Origin of the sequence: Hymenobacter sp., assembly GCF_031398885.1 — a bacterium.
Classification (GTDB): domain Bacteria; phylum Bacteroidota; class Bacteroidia; order Cytophagales; family Hymenobacteraceae; genus Hymenobacter.
Genome location: NZ_JANNOD010000025.1, coordinates 1 through 22,446, shown reverse-complemented (window position 1 = coordinate 22,446; position 22,446 = coordinate 1). Strand labels below are relative to the sequence as shown.

General features: G+C 59.8%; 23 protein-coding genes. 12 read left to right on the top strand and 11 right to left on the bottom strand.

The window, feature by feature from the left end; all coding sequences use genetic code 11:
- Positions 1–50: 50 nt before the first annotated feature.
- Positions 51–968, bottom strand: coding sequence for a DUF58 domain-containing protein (locus RMO51_RS03755; RefSeq protein WP_310392128.1), 918 nt, complete (start codon positions 966–968; stop codon positions 51–53).
- Between the two features lie 184 nt (positions 969–1,152).
- On the opposite strand from RMO51_RS03755, the gene RMO51_RS03750 reads away from it, so the two are divergent.
- The gene (locus RMO51_RS03750; RefSeq protein WP_310392126.1) at positions 1,153–1,521 is read left to right on the top strand and encodes a DUF3276 family protein; all 369 of its coding nucleotides are present in this window, start codon (positions 1,153–1,155) and stop codon (positions 1,519–1,521) included.
- Between the two features lie 251 nt (positions 1,522–1,772).
- The gene (gene ychF / locus RMO51_RS03745) at positions 1,773–2,873 is read left to right on the top strand and encodes a redox-regulated ATPase YchF (RefSeq protein WP_310392125.1); all 1,101 of its coding nucleotides are present in this window, start codon (positions 1,773–1,775) and stop codon (positions 2,871–2,873) included.
- A gap of 90 nt (positions 2,874–2,963) precedes the next feature.
- On the opposite strand, the gene RMO51_RS03740 is transcribed toward ychF, so the two are convergent.
- From RMO51_RS03740 to RMO51_RS03730, 3 genes are all read right to left on the bottom strand, one after another.
- Positions 2,964–3,434, bottom strand: coding sequence for a Uma2 family endonuclease (locus RMO51_RS03740; RefSeq protein WP_310392123.1), 471 nt, complete (start codon positions 3,432–3,434; stop codon positions 2,964–2,966).
- A gap of 56 nt (positions 3,435–3,490) precedes the next feature.
- Entirely contained in the window at positions 3,491–4,894 is a 1,404-nt protein-coding gene (locus RMO51_RS03735) for a M48 family metalloprotease (RefSeq protein WP_310392121.1), read from the bottom strand.
- Between the two features lie 216 nt (positions 4,895–5,110).
- The gene (locus RMO51_RS03730; RefSeq protein ID WP_310392119.1) at positions 5,111–6,472 is read right to left on the bottom strand and encodes a DUF5103 domain-containing protein; all 1,362 of its coding nucleotides are present in this window, start codon (positions 6,470–6,472) and stop codon (positions 5,111–5,113) included.
- A 157-nt stretch (positions 6,473–6,629) separates the two neighbouring features.
- Here RMO51_RS03730 and RMO51_RS03725 point away from each other — a divergent pair, with 157 nt between their 5' ends.
- The 4 genes from RMO51_RS03725 (at position 6,630) to RMO51_RS03710 (ending at position 11,031) form a co-directional block, all read left to right on the top strand.
- Complete coding sequence (locus RMO51_RS03725; protein ID WP_310392117.1) at positions 6,630–7,475, top strand: class I SAM-dependent methyltransferase; 846 nt, start codon at positions 6,630–6,632, stop codon at positions 7,473–7,475.
- Positions 7,476–7,507: 32 nt separating this feature from the next.
- Positions 7,508–7,987 (top strand): SgcJ/EcaC family oxidoreductase, encoded by a 480-nt coding sequence (locus RMO51_RS03720; RefSeq protein WP_310392116.1) that lies wholly within the window; start codon positions 7,508–7,510, stop codon positions 7,985–7,987.
- Between the two features lie 418 nt (positions 7,988–8,405).
- Entirely contained in the window at positions 8,406–9,425 is a 1,020-nt protein-coding gene (locus tag RMO51_RS03715; RefSeq protein WP_310392114.1) for an ABC transporter substrate-binding protein, read from the top strand.
- Between the two features lie 181 nt (positions 9,426–9,606).
- Entirely contained in the window at positions 9,607–11,031 is a 1,425-nt protein-coding gene (locus RMO51_RS03710; RefSeq protein ID WP_310392112.1) for an amidohydrolase family protein, read from the top strand.
- A 287-nt stretch (positions 11,032–11,318) separates the two neighbouring features.
- Here the strand turns inward: RMO51_RS03710 and abc-f are convergent, their stop codons facing one another.
- A complete protein-coding gene (abc-f, locus tag RMO51_RS03705; protein ID WP_310392110.1) occupies positions 11,319–13,217 on the bottom strand; it encodes a ribosomal protection-like ABC-F family protein in 1,899 nt (632 codons plus the stop codon).
- 163 nt (positions 13,218–13,380) lie between these two features.
- Between abc-f and RMO51_RS03700 the strand changes: the two genes are divergently transcribed.
- On the top strand, positions 13,381–14,427 hold the full coding sequence (locus RMO51_RS03700; RefSeq protein WP_310392109.1) for a hypothetical protein: 1,047 nt from the start codon (positions 13,381–13,383) through the stop codon (positions 14,425–14,427).
- Positions 14,428–14,508: 81 nt separating this feature from the next.
- Here the strand turns inward: RMO51_RS03700 and RMO51_RS03695 are convergent, their stop codons facing one another.
- On the bottom strand, positions 14,509–15,285 hold the full coding sequence (locus RMO51_RS03695) for an acyl-CoA desaturase (protein ID WP_310392107.1): 777 nt from the start codon (positions 15,283–15,285) through the stop codon (positions 14,509–14,511).
- Between the two features lie 62 nt (positions 15,286–15,347).
- On the opposite strand from RMO51_RS03695, the gene RMO51_RS03690 reads away from it, so the two are divergent.
- Both RMO51_RS03690 and RMO51_RS03685 read left to right on the top strand, forming a co-directional pair.
- Positions 15,348–15,752, top strand: a complete 405-nt coding sequence (locus RMO51_RS03690; protein WP_310392106.1) for a DUF1572 family protein — start codon at positions 15,348–15,350, stop codon at positions 15,750–15,752.
- Between the two features lie 134 nt (positions 15,753–15,886).
- The gene (locus tag RMO51_RS03685) at positions 15,887–16,492 is read left to right on the top strand and encodes a 2'-5' RNA ligase family protein (RefSeq protein ID WP_310392105.1); all 606 of its coding nucleotides are present in this window, start codon (positions 15,887–15,889) and stop codon (positions 16,490–16,492) included.
- 84 nt (positions 16,493–16,576) lie between these two features.
- Here RMO51_RS03685 and RMO51_RS03680 read toward each other — a convergent pair whose 3' ends face one another.
- The 3 genes from RMO51_RS03680 to RMO51_RS03670 form a co-directional block, all read right to left on the bottom strand.
- Positions 16,577–17,209 carry a DNA-3-methyladenine glycosylase 2 family protein gene (locus RMO51_RS03680; RefSeq protein ID WP_310392103.1) on the bottom strand — a complete coding sequence of 211 codons (633 nt, stop codon included), beginning with the start codon at positions 17,207–17,209 and terminating at the stop codon, positions 16,577–16,579.
- Between the two features lie 3 nt (positions 17,210–17,212).
- A complete protein-coding gene (locus tag RMO51_RS03675; RefSeq protein ID WP_310392101.1) occupies positions 17,213–17,902 on the bottom strand; it encodes a metallophosphoesterase family protein in 690 nt (229 codons plus the stop codon).
- A 122-nt stretch (positions 17,903–18,024) separates the two neighbouring features.
- Positions 18,025–19,083: a GntG family PLP-dependent aldolase gene (locus RMO51_RS03670; RefSeq protein WP_310392099.1), complete on the bottom strand. Its 1,059-nt coding sequence runs from the start codon at positions 19,081–19,083 to the stop codon at positions 18,025–18,027.
- A 228-nt stretch (positions 19,084–19,311) separates the two neighbouring features.
- On the opposite strand from RMO51_RS03670, the gene RMO51_RS03665 reads away from it, so the two are divergent.
- Positions 19,312–19,689 (top strand): hypothetical protein, encoded by a 378-nt coding sequence (locus tag RMO51_RS03665; RefSeq protein WP_310392097.1) that lies wholly within the window; start codon positions 19,312–19,314, stop codon positions 19,687–19,689.
- A gap of 188 nt (positions 19,690–19,877) precedes the next feature.
- Here the strand turns inward: RMO51_RS03665 and RMO51_RS03660 are convergent, their stop codons facing one another.
- Positions 19,878–20,381 carry a metallophosphoesterase family protein gene (locus RMO51_RS03660; RefSeq protein WP_310392096.1) on the bottom strand — a complete coding sequence of 168 codons (504 nt, stop codon included), beginning with the start codon at positions 20,379–20,381 and terminating at the stop codon, positions 19,878–19,880.
- A 138-nt stretch (positions 20,382–20,519) separates the two neighbouring features.
- Between RMO51_RS03660 and RMO51_RS03655 the strand changes: the two genes are divergently transcribed.
- Both RMO51_RS03655 and RMO51_RS03650 read left to right on the top strand, forming a co-directional pair.
- The gene (locus tag RMO51_RS03655; RefSeq protein ID WP_310392094.1) at positions 20,520–21,224 is read left to right on the top strand and encodes an NUDIX domain-containing protein; all 705 of its coding nucleotides are present in this window, start codon (positions 20,520–20,522) and stop codon (positions 21,222–21,224) included.
- A gap of 15 nt (positions 21,225–21,239) precedes the next feature.
- Positions 21,240–21,728 (top strand): hypothetical protein, encoded by a 489-nt coding sequence (locus tag RMO51_RS03650; protein ID WP_310392092.1) that lies wholly within the window; start codon positions 21,240–21,242, stop codon positions 21,726–21,728.
- On the opposite strand, the gene coaD is transcribed toward RMO51_RS03650, so the two are convergent.
- Positions 21,718–22,221: a pantetheine-phosphate adenylyltransferase gene (gene coaD / locus RMO51_RS03645; RefSeq protein ID WP_310392091.1), complete on the bottom strand. Its 504-nt coding sequence runs from the start codon at positions 22,219–22,221 to the stop codon at positions 21,718–21,720. The genes RMO51_RS03650 and coaD overlap by 11 nt on opposite strands.
- Positions 22,222–22,446 lie beyond the last annotated feature (225 nt).

The window sequence follows — 22,446 nt, the reverse complement described above, 5'->3', positions numbered from 1 at the left end:
GGAACAGGTAGAGCGCAAACTTACGGCCGCGCGTCGCCGGAACCGGCCCGCTAGCGCACCTTGCCGCGCTTCACCAGGTACGCGTACAGCACTTTTTCGAACGGCTCGCGCACGTCCACGGGCACGAAATCGATGCGCAACTGCCCGCAGCGCAGGGCCAGCTCCTGCTCGTAGGCCGTCATGGCTGCCCGGTACTGGTCCTTGATTTGGGAGGGCTGGAGCTTGATTTCGAGGCCGGTTTCCACGTCTTCGAAAATGTAGGGCCGCTCGGCAAACTCAAAGTTGGCCTCGGTGACGCGGTCGAGCACGTGAAACAGCAGCACCTCGTGGTGCTGGTGCTTGAGGTGCTTCAAGGCGGCCAGGGCCGCGTTTTGCTCGGCTGGGCCGCGGCCCAGCATGTCGCTGAACAGGATGACGAGCGAGCGTTTGGGAATCTGCTGGGCAATGGCGTGAATGGCGCCGGCCACGTCGGTGCCCCGGCCCGATTTGGGCGCGGGCGGGCGCTCCAGCAGCTGTTGCAGGGCCAGCAGCAGGGTGTGGCGGTGGGTGCTGGTGGAGCGCACCGGCGTCTGCAGCTCCACGGCGTCGGCGAAGGTGACCAGGCCCACGGCGTCGCGCTGCCGGGTGAGCAGGGTGGTGAGGGCGGCGGCGGCCAGGATGCTGAATTTGAGCTTGTCGTGGCCCGGCGCGGGGTAGTACATGCTCGGGCTCACGTCGAGCAGCAGGTGGGCGCGCAGGTTGGTTTCCTCCTCGTAGCGCTTCACGAAAAGCTTGTCGGTGCGGGCAAACACCTTCCAGTCGATGTGCCGGGTGCTCTCGCCGGGGTTGTAGAGCCGGTGCTCCGAGAACTCCACCGAAAACCCGTGGTACGGCGACTGGTGCAGCCCGGTGATAAAACCGTCAACCAGCTGGCGGGCCAGAAATTCCAGGTTTTCGAAGGAGCGGACGGCGGCGAGGTCGAGGGGCATGGAACGGGGCGGGTATTAGGGAAAGGTTGGGAGTATAAAGAACGGCACGCGGGACGTTCAACGCGGCCCCCCGGCCGGCAGTGCGCCTGCCCCCGGTGGTTATGTTTGGCACGGCTTTCGTAGTTTCGGCCCATTAATCACTCATTCTAAATCTATTTCCCACTCATACCCCCGCCCCATTCCCGTGGACGAACGTCACGACCAGGAAGAAATTTATTCCCAACGCATTAAAGCCGGCAAGCGCACGTATTTCTTCGACGTAAAAGCTACCCGCGGCCAGGACTACTACCTGACCATCACCGAGAGCAAGCGCCGCCAGAACGGCGACGATTCGGTGAGTTACGAAAAACACAAAATTTTCCTCTACAAGGAAGATTTCCTCAAGTTCGTGGATGCCCTGCAGGACGCGGTGGAGTACGTGCGCGAGGAGCTGCTGACCCCCGAGGAAGTGGCTGAGCTCGACCGCCCCCGCGAGTACGACGACCGCGACCGGCCCCGGCCGGAAGTGGAGCGCCCCGGCTTCGACCCTAACAAAAGCGAGGACAACTACTAGCGGTTAGCGGTTAATTTTTCGGCCAAATTTTAACGGCGCGAGCGGATGAAAGTCCGTTCGCGCCGTTTTGTTGTGGCTCGCAGCCTTTGCTGCGCGTACAAGCACCGCGAGTGCCCCGGCCGTAGGTTTTGTGGGTTTGCCTATTCACCGCGCGCACAACGCGCAGCAAAGGCTGCGCACCACTGCCGTACCTTTGCGGCCGAATTGCCCGCAATTCCTCATTTTTAATTCTTCATTCTTAATTCGAAGCAATGGGCCTCCGCTGCGGTATCGTCGGCTTGCCGAATGTCGGTAAATCCACCCTTTTTAACGCGCTTTCGAACGCCAAGGCCGAATCGGCCAACTACCCGTTCTGCACCATCGAGCCCAACGTGGGCGTCATCACCGTGCCCGACGAGCGGCTTCAGATTCTGGAAACCCTCGTCAACCCCAAGCGCGTGCTGCCCACCATCATCGAGTTTGTCGACATTGCCGGCCTCGTGAAAGGCGCCAGCAAGGGCGAGGGCCTGGGCAATAAATTTCTGGCTAACATCCGTGAGGTCGACGCCATCATCCACGTGGTGCGCTGCTTCGACGACCCCAACATCGTACACGTGGCCGGCGGCGTCGACCCCGTATTCGACAAAGACGTCATCGACACCGAGCTGCAAATCAAAGATTTGGAGAGCGTCGACAAGAAGCTGGTGAAGTCGGAGCGCAGCGCCAAGGGCGGCGACGCCGGGGCCAAGAAAGAAGTGGCCGTGCTCCAGCGCTTCAAAGACGCCCTGGAAGCCGGCCAGAACGCCCGCGCCCTGGCCGCCACTCCCGACGAGCTGGAGGCAGTGGCCGACCTGCAACTGCTCACCATCAAGCCCGTGATTTACGTGGCCAACGTGGACGAGGCCAGCATTGCCAGCGACGGCAACCACCACGTGGCCGCCCTGCGCGAGCACGTGAAAGCCGAAGGCGCCCAAGTGGTGCTGGTGTCGGCCGCCATCGAGGCGCAGATTGCCGACATGGAAGACCCCGAGGAAAAGGAGTTGTTCCTGGGCGAGTACGGCCTCACCGAGTCGGGCCTGAACAAGCTCATCCGCGCCAGCTACGAGCTGCTGAACTTGATTACCTACTTCACCGCCGGCGTGCAGGAAGTGCGCGCCTGGACCATTCACCGCGGCGACAAAGCGCCCGCCGCCGCTGGCGTCATCCACTCCGATTTCGAGAAGGGCTTCATCCGCGCCGAGGTCATCAAGCTGCCGGATTACCAGGAGTACAAGACCGAAGTGAAAATCAAGGAAGCCGGCAAGATGGCCGTGGAAGGCAAGGACTACGTGGTGCAGGACGGCGACATCATGCACTTCCGGTTTAACGTGTAAGCCACGGATTCGCGCGGATTCTTCGGACTTTACGAATGTAAAAAGGCCCGCAATCGCGGGCCTTTTTGATTGATGCGCAATTGTCCGGCCTTAGCGAAAAACCGTTTCTAACTGCAGCTCTATGCCGGTGGTCGGGTCGCGCAGAGTGCCCTGGTTGAACGGAATGACGGGCTGATTGGGCAGGTAGAGATTAATCGTGCGAATGCCAGGCAGCACGAGCCATGCCGACTGAACTCCGCCTGGCAGGTAGCCTTCCCTGATTTTGGTTATCAGGCTGTCGAGGGACTGGGTGGGCGACAGGATTTCGATGGCCGTAACAGGTGGATGCGGGTAGCGGATGATGTCTTTCTCCCAGTTGTAACTCAACTGCGGAAGCAACGCAATATCGGGCTTTAGCCGGCCGGTTTCCAGCTCAAACTCCAGCTCAGGCAGGATGTCATACTTGTCTTCGTAGGGCAACAGCAAGGCCACGAGCCGGCTCGTGAGGCGGGAGTGATTGAGCGACATGGCCTTCTCTAAAACAACCTCGGTTTCGATAATCTCAATGGCCTGGGTTTCCATAAGCTGGTAGGAGTAAGCTGGTGGGAGTTTGTTTTAAAGGTACCTGCCGAATTGGGTTACCGCCCCACCACCTTGTACAGCGTGCCCTTGCTCAGTCGGTCGGTGCGCTGCATGCCGTTGAGGATGGCCAGCTCCTCGTGGCGACTGGCGGGCACGCCGGCAGCGGCGAGGGCCTGGGTCAGCGTTTGGGTGCCGGTGGCGGTTCGGATGCGGATTTTTTCCGACTGGCGGCTGAGCTTGCCGGCGTCGGTGAGGCGGGCGAAGCCCTGGGCCACGCCGCTGAAGGTGCTGGAATAGCTGGCGAAAGCCTCGGCCGAAGTCAGACCCACGATGCCGTAGTAGCTGCTGCCATCCTGGATGACATGGGCCAGTACGCGGGCGCCGGCTTGGCCCTGCTGGGCCGCCTGGTCGCCCTGCATCACCACGGCCGGGAAGCCGTTGACGGTGGTCCGCTGGGCGTTGGCCGACTGCAGGCCGATGCCTTTGGCGAGGGCTTGCGCGGCAGCGTCTAGGGAGCTGCCGCCGGCGGGCAGGAGCACCACAATGGCTTTGCCGTTGGGCTCGGCCATCTGGAATTGGGTAGGCGAGTTCTGCGATTTCCAGCCCGACGGAATGGGCAGGCGGAACTTCAGGTCGGGGTGGTAAAATACGCCGCCCTCTACGAAGCCCTGGCGCGGGTCCTCGCCGTAGGGCAGGCCATCAATCAGGCGCAGGTAGGAGTCGCGGCCTACGGTGAGCTGGCGGCCGCCGGCGTTCTGCTTGGCCTGGGCGGCTAGGCCCTTCACGGTCTGGTAGCGGTCGGCCGAGTTGGGGTGGGAAGAGAGGAAGGTGGGCGTGCTGGAGCCGCCACTCTGCTGCTCGCTGCGCTGCAAAGTTTGAAAAAAGTCGGCCATCTGGCTGGCGTCGTAGCCAATCTTAGTCGAGTATTTCACGCCCAACTGGTCGGATTCGCGCTCGTCGTCGCGGCCGTACTTCAGAAACAGCACGCCCAGGCCCTGCTGCGCGATGCCGCCAATTGACTGCGTGAGCTTGGGGGCCACTATCGAGCCCAGCAGCAGGCCGATGCCCGCCACGGTGGAGCGGCGCTGCTGGCTCTGGCCGTGGCGGGCCGTGATGTGGCCCAGCTCGTGGCCGAGCACGCCGGCAAACTGGGCCTCGCTGTTGAAGTGGGCCATGATGCCGCGCGTGAAGTACACGTGGCCGTCGGGCGTGGCAAAGGCGTTGATGATGGGCGAGTCGACGATGGTGAAACCATAGTCGCCGGGGCGGTCCGACACGCTGGTCATCTTCTTGCCTTTGTCAACGATAAGGCGCTGCAGGGTGGGGTTCTCGTACAGGCCGAACTGGGCCAGCACCTGCGGGTCAGGCTTGGCGCCCTGGTTTGGGCTGGTGGGAATGGCGCTGATTAAGCTCAGCGGCAGGAGCAGCGCGGCGCCCGTGCGCAAAAAGGAGAAATTCATGACGAAAGAAGTGAGGATGTACCGCGTGCGATGCGGCGGTTGAGCTTGCAAACGCACGCCGCGAAACAGGGTTGCGCGGCGTGTCCGGCGGGGGGGTAACCAACATAATGCCAGTTATTCTTGGCTGTTTCGGGCGGAGCCCCTGCCCGGGGCGGCTATGCGCCCGCCAACGGATGGGCACGGGCAGGGCAGCGCGGTGATGCTTTGGCAACGGGCTCATTGCCGGCCGTTCATGTTCACGGCCTGGTAGCCGATGAGCAGGTCGGCGCGGGTGCCCGGCGGGCGGTAGTACACCAGTAGGTCGTACTGGTTCTCGGTTTCCTGGTGAGTGCCCTCGAAGTATACTTCGTTGGGCGCCTGGCCGGGCCCGCCAGCCACGGCAAAGTCGTAGTTGTAGTAGCCTTGCTTGAGCAGGGCGTGGCCGGTGTAAAGCTGGGTGGTCTCGTCGTAGGCCAGCCGAAACTCGTCCTTGAGCTGCCAGTCGGTGAGGGCCCCGAGCACGTACACCGGGCCGGGCGCGGGCTGGTCGGCTTTCAACTGAAAGGTCACGTCGGCATAGTCGGCATTCACGTCGCCGTTGCCGTACTCGCGGCTCTCGAACACGCGCTGGCCGTTGGCGTCCTGGTACTGGTTGTAGGCCTGCTTGGCGCGGCTGACTTCGGGCTGTAGCGTGGCCGTCACCGGGTTGGGGCGCGGGTCCACGCGCAAGACCCCAATGCCGGCGGCCTGCACCGAGCGGGTGTCGAAAAACCGGTATTCGCTCAGGCCCGGAAAGGCGTTTTCGAAGCCGAAGTACTGGTAGTCGAGCCGGCGCTCGGCGTCGCGCACGAAGGTGGGGCGCAGGTTGTACCTGGCGTTGTCCCAGCGGAAGTTCTGGCGCAGCACCACCTTCACTTCCACGGCCGGGTTCACCAAATCCACGCTGGCGTAGCTAATGCCGAAATCGAGCTGCTGCAGGGTATAGCGCTCCTGCCCGCCCACCACAATCCCCGGCTGGAGGCCCACCTGCACGCGGTTTTCATACACCAAAATGCGGCGCGAGACCACGGGCACGCCGCCCGGGCTTTGCACCACCAGCAGGAAGTTGCCGCTCAGCTTTACGCCCGGCGCCCGCAGGCGGTAGTGGAAGTAGGGCGTTTTGCCGCCCACGCCCACCCGGTAGTCGGTGACCAAAAACTCGTTTATCTCATTGAGAAACTGCAGGTCGGTGAGCACCGAGGGCTGCCAGTCCGCATTGCAGTGCACCAGCCGGGCGGTGTAGCGCTGGCTCTGCTCACCGAGCACGTCGAACTCCAGCGTAATGGCCGGGCTCTGGCCCAGCGGCACCACCGGCGGCTGAAATACCTCGTTGGGCTGGCCCGAGGCCACGTAGCACTGCACGCTGCGCACCTCGGGCGCGTAGGTGTAGTCCTGGTAGCGCAGGGTTTTGTCGGCGTAGTACTCGGGCGGTTTCTGCTGGCCGGGGGCGCGGCCGGCGGCGTTGGGGTCGGTGATGGGCGTGCCCAGGGGCACGCAAGCGGTGGCCAGGAGCAGGCAAGCGGTGGCCAGGAGCAGGCAAGCGGAAAGCGGGAAGCGCATGCCGCGAAAGTAACGCCGCCGCCCTGATGCCGGCCTGACCAGGGGAGCATTGCCTCGCTAGCGCAGGCAACTTGACCACTCCCGAATTAAAAATATAGTAATTTATATTATTATATTAGCAGGATTTTCTCGTCACGCCACCGCAACAGCCTCAACTATGGAAGCACAACTCGAACAAATTCGCGAGCAGCAAAAGGAGTCCTGGAATAAATTTTCCGCCGGCTGGAAGAAATGGGACGGCCTGACCATGAACTTTTTGCAGCCCATGGGCGATGCCATCGTTGACCATCTCAACCCCCGAAACGGGGAGGTGGTGCTGGACGTGGCCGCCGGCACCGGCGAGCCGGGCCTCACCATTGCCGCCCGCCTGCGCGGCGGACGAGTCGTTATCACGGACCTGGCCGACGACATGCTGGTCATCGCCCGGGAAAATGCCGCGCGCCGGGGCATCACGAACATCGAGACGCGGGCCTGCGACGTGTCGGAGCTGCCGTTTGCCGATAATTACTTCGACGCCATCAGTTGCCGGTTCGGCTTCATGTTCTTTCCCGACATGACGATGGCCGCCGCGGAAATATACCGCGTGCTCAAGCCCGGCGGAAAAGTCGCCGCGGCGGTGTGGGGTGGGCCGGAGAAAAACTTTTGGGTGACGGCCATCATGGGCGCCATCAACCGCAAGCTGGAATTATCGCCGCCGCCGTCCGGGGCGCCCGGCATGTTTCGCTGCGCGAAAGAGGGCCTCATGGCCGACCTGTTCTCGCAGGCCGGCTTCAAAAACGTTGCCCAACAGGAAGTCAGCGGGCAGTTGAACTGCCAAACCGTCGACGTGTACTGGGACATGATGACCGAAATAGCCGCCCCGGTGGTGGCCGGCTTGAGCAAAGCAGACGAAGCAACGCAGGCCGAAATCAAAGCCGAAGTGTACCAGGCCGTGCGGCACAAGTATCCGCAAGGAGACATCCTGATTGACTCGGGGGCGCTGGTTATCAGCGGGGAGAAATAACGCAGTCCCACTTCGCCACAAATTTTTGCCCGATGAAAAATTTTCTAACCGCGTTCCTGCTCCTGCTGGCTTCGGTGCCCGTAAGCGGCCAAATCCCTGAGCGCCGCAACGCCAAAGAGGAAGCCCGTATCGAAAAAGTGCTGACTGATTTTCTGGATGCCTGGAACAAGCACGACGCCAAAGCCTTTGCCGGGGTATTCGCCGAGGAGGCGGATTTTACCAACGTGCGGGGCGTGAGCGCCCACGGACGCAGCGAAGTGGAGAAGCTGTATGCTCCGCTGTTCGCCACCCGGTTCAAGGACACCCATCAGAACATTGCGCGGAGCACCGTCCGGTTCATCAAGCCGGACGTAGCCGGCGTGGACGCCTGGTGGGAAATGACCGGCGCCAAAAGCCCGGAAGGCCAGGAGATGCCGCCCCGAAAAGGCCTGCTGAATTTTGTCATGACCAAGAACAACGACGTCTGGCTCATCGCCGTGATGCACAACATGGACCTGCCCGCGGCGCCCTGAAAGCCGCGAATGCAAAGCAGGCCCGAATAAAGTGTTGGCGGTGGTCTGTCCCCGGGGAGGGCATGATTCTATGGTTGGTGGGCGCCGAGGGCTGCCGGATTGATTACCGTGGAAACAAGGCGATGAAAAAATATTACATATTCGCGTCGTTCAGAATTTGCGCTGCCACAGCAGCATCAAAACCGCCGAAATCTACACGCACGTTGCCCAGCGCACCCGTCCGGCTTCTCCCCTTAGCCTGTATTTATAACATATCAGTTGCGGCAAGCAGCCTAATCTGACTCGATAACCGCAGAAATATTGCGCACTGAGCAGACATTGCTGCAACATGCGAGTATCGGCAATGCGGACGTTAGCTGTAGTTGCCCTGGATTTCTAATTAAATTAATTTTTCCACAACTCTTTCACAACTCATTATATGCTAATTAACTCAACAGAGCGCAACTACGAATTAAAATGCAGACGAAGGGTTATAAAAAAACTCGCTATTCTAATTTGCGCAGCACCGTTCATTTCATCCTGCAATAGATATTTTCAATCCTCAAAAATGCATCGTGTCGGGTACTTATCCAGTGCTGGTTTTCCGGAAATTGCTACAGCGTTTACGCAAGAGCTATACAATCTTGGTTTTAGAGAGGGCAAAAATATCATTATCGAAAAAAGATTCATCCGCCCCAATACTATTGACAACAGTATTATGGCGACTGAACTTTTAAAATTAGACTTAACTCTTATCGTTGTTACTTCGCTTCCACTAGCACTTGAAGTACGAAAGGCTAATCCTGACATGCCAATGGTAATTGGTACTTGTCCCGGTATGGTAAGTAATGGATTTGCTGAGAGCCTTGAACGACCGGGTGGTATCTACACAGGTATGGATGAACTTCCTCCTGGTGTTACTTCGAAGCGCCTCCAGCTGCTAAAAAAAACAGTTCCTGCTGTAACCCGCGTGGCCCTTCTTTCAACTACCCCCGGTAAAGGTGGCCATGAGACACAGCTTTCTGAAGCAACAACAACTGCTGCTGAGCTTGGAATAGAAGTGAAACCATACCGTGCTAATTCATTGGCGCAATTAGAATTGGCGCTACAAACTATATCCGATGAAAAGATGAATGGCCTCTTATGCTTTCAGGGCGGCCTTTCTGTTGTCAACCGCAAGTTGATTGCAGATTTTGCTGCGCAAAAACAGATACCTGCAATATACCAAGCGACTTTATTTGCGGAAGCGGGTGGACTCATGAGCTGGGCACCAGATTTACTACAACAATTTCGAGAAGCCGCTCATTATGTAATGCAAATTCTAAATGGGGCAAAGCCAGGTGATTTACCTATTAAACGTCCTGAAAAATATTATTTGACACTAAATTTAAGTGCTGCAAAAAAAATGGGTTTGACTTTTCCACCAGATATAATGATTCAGGCAACTCGGGTGTTGTGATAAATTATGCTAAGAAAGCTTTCCACAACATGAATTTTTCAATGTACTGGCTGATGCGTAAGCACTAAAATAATTTTTTATATTTAATTATTTTAACAAACTCAGACTGGCGGTACGCTAATGCTGGTACATCAGCAATCCGTTAGTGGTCATCAACTTTCTTCACTCAAATTTCAATTATATGAAAAATTACGCTTTCTTTTTCTTGTTTCTTTTCGCTCCATTTATTAGTTCTGCACAGAATGAATTTCTGGCGATAAAGAACATTGCCATTATAGATGCAGTAAACAATAAAGTAGCAGCCGGACAAACGGTAGTTATCAAGGGTAACAGAATCGTTGCTGTCGGTCGTGCTGCTAAACCTCCAAGTCAGGCTGTCATTATTGACGGGCAAGGAAAATACTTAATGCCCGGCCTTTGGGATATGCACACGCACAGTTTGCGTCCAGGCAGAGCAGAGTACTTCTGTGCGCTTTTCATTGCCAATGGTGTGACTGGTATCCGTGACATGGCCTCGGATATGAGCCTGGAAGATATTAATGAACTGCGTTCCGCTATCAGTGCATCAAAACTACCAGGGCCACGATTTGGGGCAGTAACCGGAAAGATTTTAGACGGCCCCCCCGGCCGCCGGGACACGCTTCTTTTCGCTTATCCCTCTGATTCCGAAAACGCCCGAAGTATTGTGCGTTCGTATAAAACCAAAGGAGTAAATTTCATAAAAGTTTACAATCTGCTAAACAGAGAGATATACTTAGCTATCGTGGATGAAGCAAAAAAACAGCGCATTGATTTTGCTGGTCACGTACCTTTTTCGTCCACTGCTACCGAGGCTTCAAATTTAGGGCAGAGCAGCGTAGAGCACTTATCCGATATCCTTATTTCTGTTGCGGATAATGAAACAGAAATCAGAAAGGAGCTAGAAATTATTGACCCTGCACTGTCTCCAGCGTATAGCTCCATCAAAAGAAATCAGGAAAATTTTAAAGCTAGCCAATTTTATAACGAGGAAAAGGCACGCGCTTTGTTCGCTACTTTTATTCGTAATCAGACCTGGCAGTGCGCAACATTGCGAAATTTGCAGGTTGTATCCTACGAGAAAGATGTAAGCCAACTATTAAAGGACTATCGTTTGAAGTATATGCCTTCATCCATCATTGAAAACTGGAAAAAGCAATTACCCTCTCGGATAATTGGTGACAGTACCCAAAGGGCTTTGTTGTTTCAGCAATCTTTGAGGATAGTCGCCGCTATGCAACGGGCAGGAGTAAAGATGCTTGCTGGCACTGATGTAGCAAATCCTTTTTTATTTCCTGGCTTTAGTCTGCATGACGAACTTGAGCTGATGGTAAAAGCAGGTTTGTTACCTTCAGAGGCGTTACAAACAGCAACCATCAACCCTGCAAAGTTCTTAAATAAAGAAAAAGAACTTGGGTCAGTCGAGAAAGGAAAGCTGGCAGATTTGGTGTTATTGGATGCAAATCCACTTGAAAACATCAGCAATACAAAAAAGATTAATGCTGTAATTGTAAATGGAAAACTTTTCCAACGTAATAATTTGGATGATTTACTCAAGCAAGTAGAATTAAATACGAGTAAACATTGATTCGTACAAAGCCTGCTCAATAATCTGACGACCTCTAATATTGAGCTGATAAAATGGCGACCGGTGAATAAATCCTCAACTCCCGGTCTATTATCCACCTGCTTGCTTAGCTGAAAAAATGATTTAAAAATATTTATTACTGTATTAGTTAGTGTTTTTCAGAAATAGTCTAGATTGTCGGAATACAGAATGCCGCTACATCACCAAGCCCTTAGCCATTGGGTTTGTAGTATTAACCAAAAAGCCTCTTAAGCAGTCATGCAAAGGAGAGAAGTGGATTAGGATAACTACACCAGCTCTTCCCATCGCCGGTTCAGCACGTCTAATTCCTTCTTCACGACGTCGAATTTTACGGTCGCGTCTTTCAGCTTCGCGGCGTTGGAGTAGGTGCCGGCGTCGGCTAGCTGGGCCTCGTACACGGCCAGCTCTTTCTCGAGCTGCATGATGCGGGCTTCGACTTCCTGTAGTTCTTTGGACGACTTTTTGGCACCGTTGCTATTGCCGTTGCTGCTCGGCTTGGGCGTTTCCACCTTGGGCATGGGCTTCGCGGCCGAGGGGCTGGGCAGGCCGGCTTTCTTGGTGGCCTTCTCCCGGTCGTCCTGCCACTGCTCGTACTCGGCGTAGGTGCCGGGGTATTCTTTGAGCTGGAAATCCTCGATGTACCAGATTTTGGTGGCCACGTTCTCCACGAAAAATCGGTCGTGGCTGATGACGATGAACGTGCCCTGGTACTGCTCCAGGGCCTGAATGAGGATGTTGACCGACACCATGTCGAGGTGGTTGGTCGGTTCGTCAAGCAGCAGGAAGTTGGCTTCCGAAATCAGGGTCTTGGCCAGGGCCACGCGGCTCTTCTCGCCGCCGCTCAGCACCTTGATTTTCTTGAATACCTCCTCGCCCGTGAACAGGAACGAGCCCAGCACCGAGCGCAGCTCCATTTCGCTGCGCTTCGAGCCGGCCTCCAGCATCTCCTGGATGATTTCGTTGTCCATCGTCAGCGACTCCAACTGGTGCTGGGCGTAGAACGACATGATGACGTTGTGGCCGAGCTGGTGCTTGCCATCTGTGGGGGCTTCGGTGCCGGCCACCAGGCGCATGAGCGTCGACTTGCCCTTGCCGTTGGCGCCGATGAGGGCGATTTTGTCGCCCCGCTCGATGTGCACGTGGGTGTCGCGGAAAATCAGCTTCTGGTCGTACTTCTTCATCACGTGCTCCATGCGCAGGATGTGCCGGCCGGGCTCCACCTTAAACTGAAACTTCATGTTAATCTTGGCCGCGTCGCTGGCCACGTCCTCGATGCGCTCCAGCTTGTCGAGCGCCTTCACGCGGCTCTGGGCCTGCTTGGCCTTGCTGGCCTTGGCCTTGAAGCGCTCAATGAACCGCTCGGCGGCCCGAATCTGCGACTGCTGGTTCTCGAAAGCGCCCTTCTGAATGAGGTTGCGCTCCTCCTTTTCTTCGAGGTAGTAGGAATAGTTGCCGGCGTAGGGCACCAGCTTGCCGCCGGTCACCTCCACGGTGGTGGTGGTGGTGCGGTCGAGGAATTCGCGGTCGTGGCTCACGATGATGACCGCGCCTTCGTAATCAGCCAAATAATTTTCTATCCACTTGATGCTGGGCAGGTCCAGGTGGTTGGTGGGCTCGTCGAGCAGCAGCAGCGACGGCTGCTGGAGCAGGATTTTGGCCAGCATCACGCGCATCCGCCAACCGCCCGAGAAGGTCTTCAGCGGCTTGGCCAGTTCATCGGTGCTAAAGCCCAGGCCCTCCAGAATCTCCTCGGCGCGCGACTGCATGGTGTAGCCGCCCAGCGCTTCAAACCGCTCCTGCATGGCGGCCAGCCGGTCCACCAGGTCGTCGGAGTAGTCGGTTTCGAACAACACCAGGATGTCGTCGATTTTGTGCTGCAATTCCAGCGCTTCCTCGAACGCTTGCATGGCCACGTGCAGGATGCTCTCGTGGGTGTCGTAGCTCAGCAGGTCCTGGTTCAGGAAGCCCAGGCTCACGTCCTTGGCCATTGAAATTGAGCCGCCGTCGGCCTTGTACTCGCCCACCAGCAGGCGCAGCAGCGTGGACTTGCCGGTGCCGTTGAGGCCGATGAGGCCGATTTTGTCCTTGGGCTTGATGTGCAGGCTGGCGTTGTCGTACAGCGTGCGGGAGCCAAAGTGGAAGTCGAGGTCGGAAATAGAAATCATCGGGTCAGCAGTATAGCAGGGCAAAGGTACGGCGCCCGGTTGGGCCCGCCGGTCAAAAAAGGTTGCGGCGCGATATCATAACCAAACGACGGTACTTGTTGTATAATCCGTGTTTGTACACGAATTCTCCCGTCTTCGTTCTTATTCACCATTTTATTTACCCATGTCCATTTTCCCCTTCAATACCTCATCCGCCGCCGTCCGGCGCCTGACCCCGGTGGCCCTGCTGGGCCTGGCCCTGCTTTCGTCCTGCTCCGACGACGACGACTCGCCGGCCGCGCCCGCGGCGCCGGCCGTCGTCATCTTTACGCAAGCCGGCCTGTACCCCGAGGGCGTGCAGTACGATGCCCCCAACAGCCGCTTCCTGGTGACCTCGCTCACCACTGGCCAAGTGGGCCAGGTGGATGACGACGGCACCTACAGCCCCGCCTTTACCAACACCACCGGCCTGGTGTCGGCCATTGGCCTGTACCTGGACAACGCCCAAGGGCGCAACCGCGTGCTCGTGGCCGTGTCGGACCCCGGCGCCAACCAGCAGCGCACCTCCATGACTACCCTGAACAAGCTGGCCCGGCTGGCCATCTACAACAACGCCAACGCCTCGGCGGCCCCCACAATAGTGGAGCTGGGTACCCTGCGCCCCAACGCCAACCACTTCGCCAACGACGTGGCCGTGGACAACAGCGGCAACGCCTACGTGACGGACAGCTTCTCGGGCATCATCTACAAAGTCGATGCCACCACAAACGCGGCTTCGGTTTTCGTGGAAAGCCCGCAATTTGCGGCCCCGGCCGGTGCGTTTGGGCTCAACGGCATCGTGTTTCACCCGGACGGCTACCTACTGGCCGTTAAATCCGACGAGGGCAAGCTGTTCAAGATTCCGCTCGCCGCCCCCGCCACCTTCACCACCGTGGCCACCACCCAGAACCTGACGGCCGCCGATGGCCTGCTGCTGCAAGACAACAACACCCTGCAAGTTGTGAGCAACGCCCAGGCCCGGGTGTTCCGCCTGGCCACGACCAACGCCTTCGGGGCGGCCACGCTGGCGGGCTCGTTCACCACGGCGGCGCAGTTTCCGACCACCCTGGCCCGGCGCGATGGCGCCAGCTACGTGCTCTACGCCAACCTCGACGTCTTATTTGGCATGCGGATGCCCGCACCCACTCAGCCAATTAGTGAATACAGCATCAACCGGGTTAGCTTCCAATAGCGTCCGTTTGAAGTTAAACGAAGAAGGCCCCTTCCGTCTGGAAGGGGCCTTCTTCGTTTGTCAGTTGTAGCTGTGGGGCCGCTACGCTGCTGCCGCGGCCTGGGCGGCGGCCGTTTCCTGGGCGGCCACCTTCACGAGGCGCAGTTGGATGACGCCCAGCCTGTCCAGCGCCCAGATGACGGGGTAGGAGGGGTCCAGCTCCCACTTCTTCACGCCGAAGTTGACGCGGCTGGGCAGCTTGTGGTGGTTGTTCTGGAACAACTCGCCGCCGGTGAGGAAGTCAAAAAACAGGGAATTGCGGCTCTGGTCGTGGTTGTCGAAGTTCTGGTAGCCGTACTTGTGGCCGGCCCAGTTCACGATAGCGCCGTGCACCGCGCCCATGCTCAGGTGAACGGGCAGCAGCAAATACTGCCACCACGCCGTGGCGAAGTTGACGTAGAACAGCACGTACACCGCGCCCCAGCCCACTCGGGAGTACCACTTGTTGCCGAAGTCTTCAAGCGAATTCCAGACCGGGTAGTCGCCCGCGAAGCGCTGGGCGGCCACCGAAGTGCCCTTCACGCAGTCCTGGTAGATGCTGCGGGTCTTCCACATCATGGTGAAAGCGTTGGTGCTGTTGTGGGGCGAGTGCGGGTCCTGGGGCGTGTCGGAGTAGGCGTGGTGCATGCGATGCAGCAGCGCGTAGGCCCGCGGCGACATGAAGCTGCTGCCCTGCGTGGCATAGGTCAGGAGGAAGAACAGCCGCTCGGTCAGGGGTGCCATCGTGAACATGCGGTGGGCCGCGTAACGGTGCTGGAAAAACGTTTGGGTGAACAGCGACAGGTACCAGTGCGCGGCGAAGAACAGGAGAATTACCATGGGCAAGGAAAGCGTGGGGCCACCGGCTCGGCGGCAGCAGAGTAAGGCCTATTGCTTCGGCAATGTTTGCCGCAACCCCTGGCAGGGTTCAGCCAATACCGCCGGAAGATACGCCCGCTCGGCCTACAGCGGCCGGTGCGCTTACCCGGCGGCGCGATGCCGAGTTCGACGAGCCGACGTCCGCCGCTGCCGTGCCTGCGCTCCGGCGGGAGTGGGAAGCGGCGTGGCGTGTCCTGTTTGACTTGCTCGATGAGCTCACGCCCGATGACTTGTTGCGCACGGTCGCCATTCGGGGCGAGGAGCATGCGGTGCTGGCCGCCGTGCAGCGGCAGGTGGCCCATTACGCCTACCACGTCGGCCAGTTGGTGCAGCTTGCCAAGAGTATTCGAGGCGAAGATTTTAGGTTCTTGAGCATACCGCGCGGGCAGAGCGAGCAGTTCAACCAGCAGATGGCCGGCCGGCGGTAAGGCCGCATTTGCCATCTGCCCTGCGGCCCGCCGGCGACGGCTGGGGCACTCCAGCCGCCAACATTTGCGCGGTCGGGAAGTTGAGTCACCGAGCCGCTGCGAAGCCCCACGCATTCAACGAACGTATCCGCCCCATGCTCGCCATTACTTCGCTGCTGAGCGCGCCCCACGCGCTGCGCATCAACGCCGTCATCAAAAAGCTGGAGGAAAAATTTGGCCTCGACGACGTGCAGGCCACCCTCGACCCGCACCTGACCTACCAGTTGGCCGGGGTGAAAAAGCTCAGCTCGCTCAAAGCCGTGGTGGCCAAAGTCGCGGCCACCACCGAGCCGTTTCCGGCCTTTACCACCGGCCTGGGCGTGTTTCCGGGTGCGCAGCCGGTCATCTACGTTCCCGTGCTGCGCTCCGATGCTCTCAACGCCCTGCACCGTCGCATCCTGGCCGCCACCGCCCCGTTGTGCCTGCGCACCGACAAGTTCAGCGGCCCCGACTGCTGGCTGCCGCACATCTCGCTGGCCCTGCACGACACCACGCCCGACCTGCTCGGCCCCGTGCTCCGCTATCTCAACCAGGAAACCTACAACCTGCGCATCCTCGTCGATAACCTCGCCATCCTGCGCCAGGACGGCGAAATTTTTATCAAAGAAGACGTTTTTGCGATGGGAAAGACGGGGCAAGCCCGTCATGCGGCGCACGCGGCGCATCAAGTCCGGGACGAAACCGCGCGCGCGGGCCAGTAACCAACCAAGGTTTAGCTATTCACGCGGAATGCTTCGCCGCGCTCCGCGCGACGAGCCTCGCCCGCCGCCTTGTTGCTCCATCACCTACACCGTGGGCGGAACCTGGGTGCCCTGGTCCAGCGACTGCCACAGGTACTTGCAGGCCAGCGTGCGGTGGGGCCGCCACGCCTCGGCGATGAGCACCATGCGCTTTTGCAGGGCCCGGCCGGTTTCTTCGAGGCCGTAGAGCCGGCGCATGGCGTTCTGCACGCCCAGGTCGCCTTCCGAAAATACGTCGGGCTGGTCCAGGGCAAATATCTGCAGCATCTGGGCCGTCCACCGGCCCACGCCCCTTATCGCCGTCAGGTGCTGGGTGAATGCTTCTTCCGAGAGGCTGGTAAGGTGCTCGTAGTCGAGCAGGCCGCGTTCGTTGTATTCGGCAATGGCCTTGAGGTAGCCCGCCTTTTGGCGCGAAAGGCCGGCGGCGCGCAGCTCATCTTCGCTCAGGGCCAGCACCGCGCGCGGCTCGGGGTAGCCCTCGGGTGGAAACAGCGCCTGAAACCGTTTCCAGATGGCCGCCGCCGCCTTGGTCGAAATCTGCTGGCTCACGATGGCGCGTAGCAGCGCCAGGTACAGGTCCTCGTGCTGGCTCGGATGAATGTCGCGGCCCCGCGCAATCAGGCCGCCCAGCAGCGGGTCAGCGGCGGAAAGGTGGTCAATGGCGGCTTGGTTGGGCATAAATCAGCGAAGAGAAGGGTGAGTGAAACGGGGCCTGTTCAACAAATCCCGCGGGTCAACCGGCACCAATACGATATCGAGCAGCGCGCCGGTGGGCGAGAGGCGCGCGCCGGTCAGGCTGCGGCCAAACACCGCGCCCGTGTCGATGTACCAGGTGTTGGACGCGCGGTCGAATACGGGTTCGCCGCCGTTCATCGGCGTGTGGCCCACCACTTGCAGCTGGCCGGGCAGCCGCTTGAGCGGGCCCCGTGCCCAGAGCAGGCCGTCGGGGCTTTCGGGGTCGAAGGCGTGGGGCGAGGCAGTGATGCCGGCGTGGCTTGCCAGCACGTGCTCGTTTTGCCAGAGCAGGGGCCGTTTTTCCAGCCAGGGCAGGTGCTGCGCCAGCTGCTTCGGCCGGAGCCTGTACTGGTTGGAGGTGCTGCGGCCGCCCCATTCCAGCCAACCCGCATACGGCCCACCGGGGCCGAAATGACGCAGCAGGGCGTCTTCGTGGTTGCCCATGAGGAAGGTGGCGGAGTCGGGGTGCTGCGCGCTGAGCTGCCGGGCCAGCTCCACGGTTTCGGGCACGTGGGCGCCGCGGTCCACCAGGTCGCCCACCTGAATGAGGTGGTCGGTAGCCGGCCGCCAGTGCGTCAGCAGCTCGCTGAAGGTGTGGAAGCAGCCGTGCACATCGCCGATGAGGAACAGATTCATAGCAGGACGAAAGAAGGGCGGGAGGTACTGCTACGTAAGGTTGGCCAGGCGCGGATTTGGTGGGGTGCGGATTTGGCGCGGCCGCCCGCGGGCCGTTCGCGCACCAACCCGCCCGGCCCGCGCTACGCCGCGACTTGCGCTACCCCCGCCAAAGCTTCTTCGATGCGGGCCACCATGGCGTCGTCTACGTCGAGATGGGTCACGAAGCGAATCCACTGCGGACCGAAGCTGCTGGCCCGGACGCCCTGCCGCGCCAGCGCCGCCAGAAACTCGGCGGCGGGCTGGCTTTCGTGCAGCCGGAAGATGACCAGGTTGGTGTCCGGGGTCAGCACTTCGGCCACGTAGGGCTGCGGGCGCAGGGCCTCGGCCAGGCGGGCGGCGCGGGCGTGGTCGTCGGCCAGGCGGTCCACGTGGTTGTCGAGGGCGTACAAGCCGGCGGCGGCCAGGTAGCCGGCCTGCCGCCAGCCCCCGCCCATCACCTTGCGGATGCGCTTGCACTTCTGAATGAACGCGGCCGAGCCGAGCAGCACCGAGCCCACCGGTGCCCCCAGGCCCTTGGAAAGGCACACCGAAATCGAGTCGAAGACCCGCCCGTAGTCCTCGCTGCGCTGCCCGGTGGCCACCAGGGCGTTGAAAATGCGGGCCCCGTCGAGGTGCCGGGCCAGCCCGTGCCGCCGGGCCACGTCGCTGATGGCCACCAAATCGTCCCAGCGGTAGCAGCTGCCGCCGCCGCGGTTGTGGGTGTTTTCGAGGCACACGAGGCGGGTGGTGGGGTAGTGGAGGTTTTCGGGCCGGATAGCGGCCTCCACCTGAGCGGCCGTGAGGCGGCCCCGGTGCCCGGCCAGCAGCGCCACCGACGCGCTCGAATGGAAGGCAATGCCGCCCACTTCCCAGAGGTACACGTGGGCCGTCTGCTCGCAGATGACCTCGCTCAGCGGCTCGGTGTGCGCCTTGATGGCAATTTGGTTGGTCATGGTGCCGGAGGGGCAAAACAGGCCGGCTTCGAGCCCGAACCGGGCGGCGGCGGCGGCTTCTTCCAGGCGGCGCACGGTGGGGTCTTCCTCGTACACGTCGTCGCCGACGGGAGCCGCGAACATGGCCGCCAGCATGGCCGGCGTGGGGCGCGTCACGGTGTCGGAGCGCAGGTCAACAAGGGGCGGGGCGGGGATTTCGGCGGTCATGAAGGCGAACAACGGGCGGAGTGAAAACGAAGAAATCGAAACGCTGGCAGCCTGGCCCTGGGCGCCGGGGCGGCCCCGGCAAAAGTAGCGCCCGAACCCGTCCGTCCGACGCTTGCCCGAAGACGCCGGAATTCAGCAAAATGCCTCACGGGCTTGCACTTTCAACAAGTAAGCCTTACTTTTGCCCTCCGTTTCGTAAGCCCCCAGACTTTAACCATTCCGGCCACCATGTCCGTTACCCGCCTCAAGCGCAAGCACCGCAAGAACATTGCCCGCGCCAACAACAAGCAGCACATCATCAAGGAGCTGCTCCGCACGCCCGTCCTCAAAAACGTGGACCTGGAAGAGCTGAAGTCGCGCTTCACCGCCCCCGCTGGGGTAGCCGGCGCCGTTGCCGCCGTGAAAACCACCGCCGCTGCCGCCGTTGAGAAAGCCAAAGAAGTGCTGGGCGACGCCGTGGAGAAGGTGAAAGACGCCGTAGCCGGCTCGGATGCCGACGAGAAGGCCGACAACGCCGCCGCGTTCGACGCCGCCGAAGCTGTGACCAAGCCCGTGAACGAAGACGGCCAGGAAGGCGAACACCCCAAGCCCGAAATCGCGCTGTAAGGCGCTTGCGCCCTCGTCCGCCAGCCGCGCGCGGCAATTCATGCCGCCGGCCAGTACGACCAGCCCAGAAATGTGACAAGCCCCGTTGCCTGTGATGCAGGCAGCGGGGCTTGTTGGTTTCGGCGGCCTGCGGCGGCGGGTGCGTCCCGGCGGTCGTGCAGCAATTTTTAAACCCGTTGCCCGCGCACTCAGCTGCCGCGCTGGCCCAGCTCCACGGCCTGCAGGTCCACCACCTTGCCGGCCTCAATCCCAAACCGGAGCAGCGTGCGCACCTGGTGAAATCCGTGCCGGCCCGCCGCGCCGGGGTTGAGGTGGAGCAGCCGCAGCTTGGGGTCGGGCATCACCCGCAAAATGTGCGAGTGGCCGGTGACGAACAGCCCCGGCCGGGCGGCCGCCAGCAGGGGCCGGGCCGCGGGCGCGTAGTGCCCCGGGTAGCCGCCGATGTGGGTGATGAGCACCCGCAGGCCTTCCACCACAAAGTCCTGCACCAGCGGCTGCGTCCGGCGCACGTCCGTGCCGTCGATGTTGCCGTACACGCCCCGAAAGCCCGGCGCCAGGCCCCGCAGCTGGTCTACCACGCGGGCATCGCCGAAATCGCCGGCATGCCAGATTTCATCGCAGCCGCGCAGGTGGTGCGCCATTCGCTCGTCGAAATAGCCGTGGGTGTCGGAAAGCAGGCCGATGCGCGTCATGCCGCAAAGATGCGGCGGGCGGGCAAACCGGCACGGCCCCGTATCTTGCAGGCGCGGCCTGAGGCTTCATTATCAATTCATTTTCCGGCTTCGGCGTCCCCCGTTGCTCGTCATCAACTTCTCAATTCGCATCTCCCGATGAATATTTTCATCAACGATATACCGCTGGTCATCAAGAAGCTCAGCGAAAAGGTATACAAGCACAAGTTCGACCTGATTCTCAGCCCCGACGACGATTTTACGTCGAAGGACCTGGTGGGCGACGTGCTGGTGCGCGACGCCGGCCCGCTGTTTGTCGACCGCCTGCTGCGCCTGATGGAAGTCAAGAAGCTGAAAAAGCTGAAGTCGCTGACCATGCTCGTGCGCAAGAAAAAATTCATCACTCTGCACTTCAAAGACCAGTTCAAAATTGCCAAAGCCGGCGGCGGCCTGGTGGTGAAAGACGACCAGGTGCTCATGATTTACCGCCTCGGAAAATGGGACTTGCCCAAGGGCAAGCTCAAGAGCGACGAGGACACGGCCACCGGCGCCCTGCGCGAAGTAGAGGAAGAAACCAATATCAAGCTGGAGCTGGGTGAAAAGCTGCCCAGCACCTGGCACAGCTACGCCTACAAGGGCAACAAGATGCTGAAGAAGACCGACTGGTACCTCATGAAAAGCCTGGACGACAGCTTGATGAAGCCCCAAACGGAAGAGTACATTGAAGAGGTGCGCTGGATGTCGCCCCAAGAAGCGCTGGCCAAGCTGGAGGATTCCTACGCTTCGATTGCCTTGGTGGTGCGCCATTACCTGACCACCATGGCCGGCAAGCCGACGAAGGAAATTCCGGCGGCTGGAAAATAGCAGTATCTTACGGTCATGCGACCTATGCTGGCAGTGCTGTTCGTGGTGGGCGGGGGGCTCGTGGGGGCCTGCTCGGGCACCCACGAGCCCCTGCAGGACCGCGCTGCGCCTGTCGTTGCCGTCCCGCTGCGAAGCGGGGCAAAAGTTGACGTGCCGGGTTTGCTCGGCCTGTCCATCGACGAAGTCAGCCAACGGCTGGGGCCGCGCCTGCCCGTTCCGGCGGGTTTTGTTGACCCAGTGGTGGCCCCGCTGGTGCAGCGCAACGCCCCCTTGGATTCGATGGTCCTGTTTCGGCACCAGGGGCTGGCCCTGGTGGCGTCCTACGACCACCGCACGCGCCGGGTTAGCGACCTGCTGCTGCTGGGCAGCAACGAAAGCGAGTTGATGAGCCGTGGCCAACTGCAAATAGGGGCGGCAAAATACCTGGTACTGCCCGTTTTTCAGGAGCGCCACCCCACGCGGCTGCTGGGCTTGCGGGTGGTGGGCACCGCCCTCAACCAGTAGCCGCGGGGCCACCCGGCACCCCTGCTTGGCCGGGGAGGGGCGGAAACGCGAAGGGTAAAAAAGCGTCCACGTTGCCGCCGTAGCGGTGAATGTCCCGGATAATGGTGCTGCTGATGGCCCCGAGCGTGGGCGAGGTAAGCAAAAACACGGTTTCCAATCCGGGGTTGACGTGCTGGTTGCCGTAGGCAATGGGTTTTTCGTACTCAAAGTCGGGGCTGTTGCGCAGGCCGCGCAGCAGATACCGGGCGCCCACCTCGCGCGCAAACTCCGCCGTCAGGCCCTTGAACGGGGCAACGGACACCCGCGGCTCATCCCGAAACACGCCGGTGATGAGCTCCACCATCTGCTCCACGGGCAGGTAGCGCTGCTTGCTGCTGTTGGTGCCAATGGCCACAATTACCCGGTCGAACAACTCCGCCCCGCGCCGCACCACGTCGAGGTGCCCGTTGGTGAAGGGGTCAAACGAACCGGGGAAAAGGGCAATACGGGGCATTCTTTGACAATTAAGAATTAACAATTAGTAATTAACAATTAACAATCATTATCTAACATCTGATTGTCGGGTTCTTTCGCAGCAGAGTATAATTCTTAATTCTTAATTCTTAATTCTTAATTCTTAATTCTTAATTCTTAATTCTTAATTCTTAATTCTTAATTCTTAATTCTTAATTCTTAATTCTTAATTCTTAATTCTTAATTCTTAATTCTTAATTCTTAA

Coding starts and splice junctions, on each gene's coding strand:
- RMO51_RS03755 (WP_310392128.1), bottom strand. CDS start 968: ATGCCCCTCGACCTCGCCGCCGTCCGCTCCTTCGAAAACCTGGAATTT.
- ychF (WP_310392125.1), top strand. CDS start 1,773: ATGGGCCTCCGCTGCGGTATCGTCGGCTTGCCGAATGTCGGTAAATCC.
- RMO51_RS03740 (WP_310392123.1), bottom strand. CDS start 3,434: ATGGAAACCCAGGCCATTGAGATTATCGAAACCGAGGTTGTTTTAGAG.
- RMO51_RS03735 (WP_310392121.1), bottom strand. CDS start 4,894: ATGAATTTCTCCTTTTTGCGCACGGGCGCCGCGCTGCTCCTGCCGCTG.
- RMO51_RS03730 (WP_310392119.1), bottom strand. CDS start 6,472: ATGCGCTTCCCGCTTTCCGCTTGCCTGCTCCTGGCCACCGCTTGCCTG.
- RMO51_RS03725 (WP_310392117.1), top strand. CDS start 6,630: ATGGAAGCACAACTCGAACAAATTCGCGAGCAGCAAAAGGAGTCCTGG.
- RMO51_RS03720 (WP_310392116.1), top strand. CDS start 7,508: ATGAAAAATTTTCTAACCGCGTTCCTGCTCCTGCTGGCTTCGGTGCCC.
- RMO51_RS03715 (WP_310392114.1), top strand. CDS start 8,406: ATGCTAATTAACTCAACAGAGCGCAACTACGAATTAAAATGCAGACGA.
- RMO51_RS03710 (WP_310392112.1), top strand. CDS start 9,607: ATGAAAAATTACGCTTTCTTTTTCTTGTTTCTTTTCGCTCCATTTATT.
- abc-f (WP_310392110.1), bottom strand. CDS start 13,217: ATGATTTCTATTTCCGACCTCGACTTCCACTTTGGCTCCCGCACGCTG.
- RMO51_RS03700 (WP_310392109.1), top strand. CDS start 13,381: ATGTCCATTTTCCCCTTCAATACCTCATCCGCCGCCGTCCGGCGCCTG.
- RMO51_RS03695 (WP_310392107.1), bottom strand. CDS start 15,285: ATGGTAATTCTCCTGTTCTTCGCCGCGCACTGGTACCTGTCGCTGTTC.
- RMO51_RS03690 (WP_310392106.1), top strand. CDS start 15,348: ATGTTTGCCGCAACCCCTGGCAGGGTTCAGCCAATACCGCCGGAAGAT.
- RMO51_RS03685 (WP_310392105.1), top strand. CDS start 15,887: ATGCTCGCCATTACTTCGCTGCTGAGCGCGCCCCACGCGCTGCGCATC.
- RMO51_RS03680 (WP_310392103.1), bottom strand. CDS start 17,209: ATGCCCAACCAAGCCGCCATTGACCACCTTTCCGCCGCTGACCCGCTG.
- RMO51_RS03675 (WP_310392101.1), bottom strand. CDS start 17,902: ATGAATCTGTTCCTCATCGGCGATGTGCACGGCTGCTTCCACACCTTC.
- RMO51_RS03670 (WP_310392099.1), bottom strand. CDS start 19,083: ATGACCGCCGAAATCCCCGCCCCGCCCCTTGTTGACCTGCGCTCCGAC.
- RMO51_RS03665 (WP_310392097.1), top strand. CDS start 19,312: ATGTCCGTTACCCGCCTCAAGCGCAAGCACCGCAAGAACATTGCCCGC.
- RMO51_RS03660 (WP_310392096.1), bottom strand. CDS start 20,381: ATGACGCGCATCGGCCTGCTTTCCGACACCCACGGCTATTTCGACGAG.
- RMO51_RS03655 (WP_310392094.1), top strand. CDS start 20,520: ATGAATATTTTCATCAACGATATACCGCTGGTCATCAAGAAGCTCAGC.
- RMO51_RS03650 (WP_310392092.1), top strand. CDS start 21,240: ATGCGACCTATGCTGGCAGTGCTGTTCGTGGTGGGCGGGGGGCTCGTG.
- coaD (WP_310392091.1), bottom strand. CDS start 22,221: ATGCCCCGTATTGCCCTTTTCCCCGGTTCGTTTGACCCCTTCACCAAC.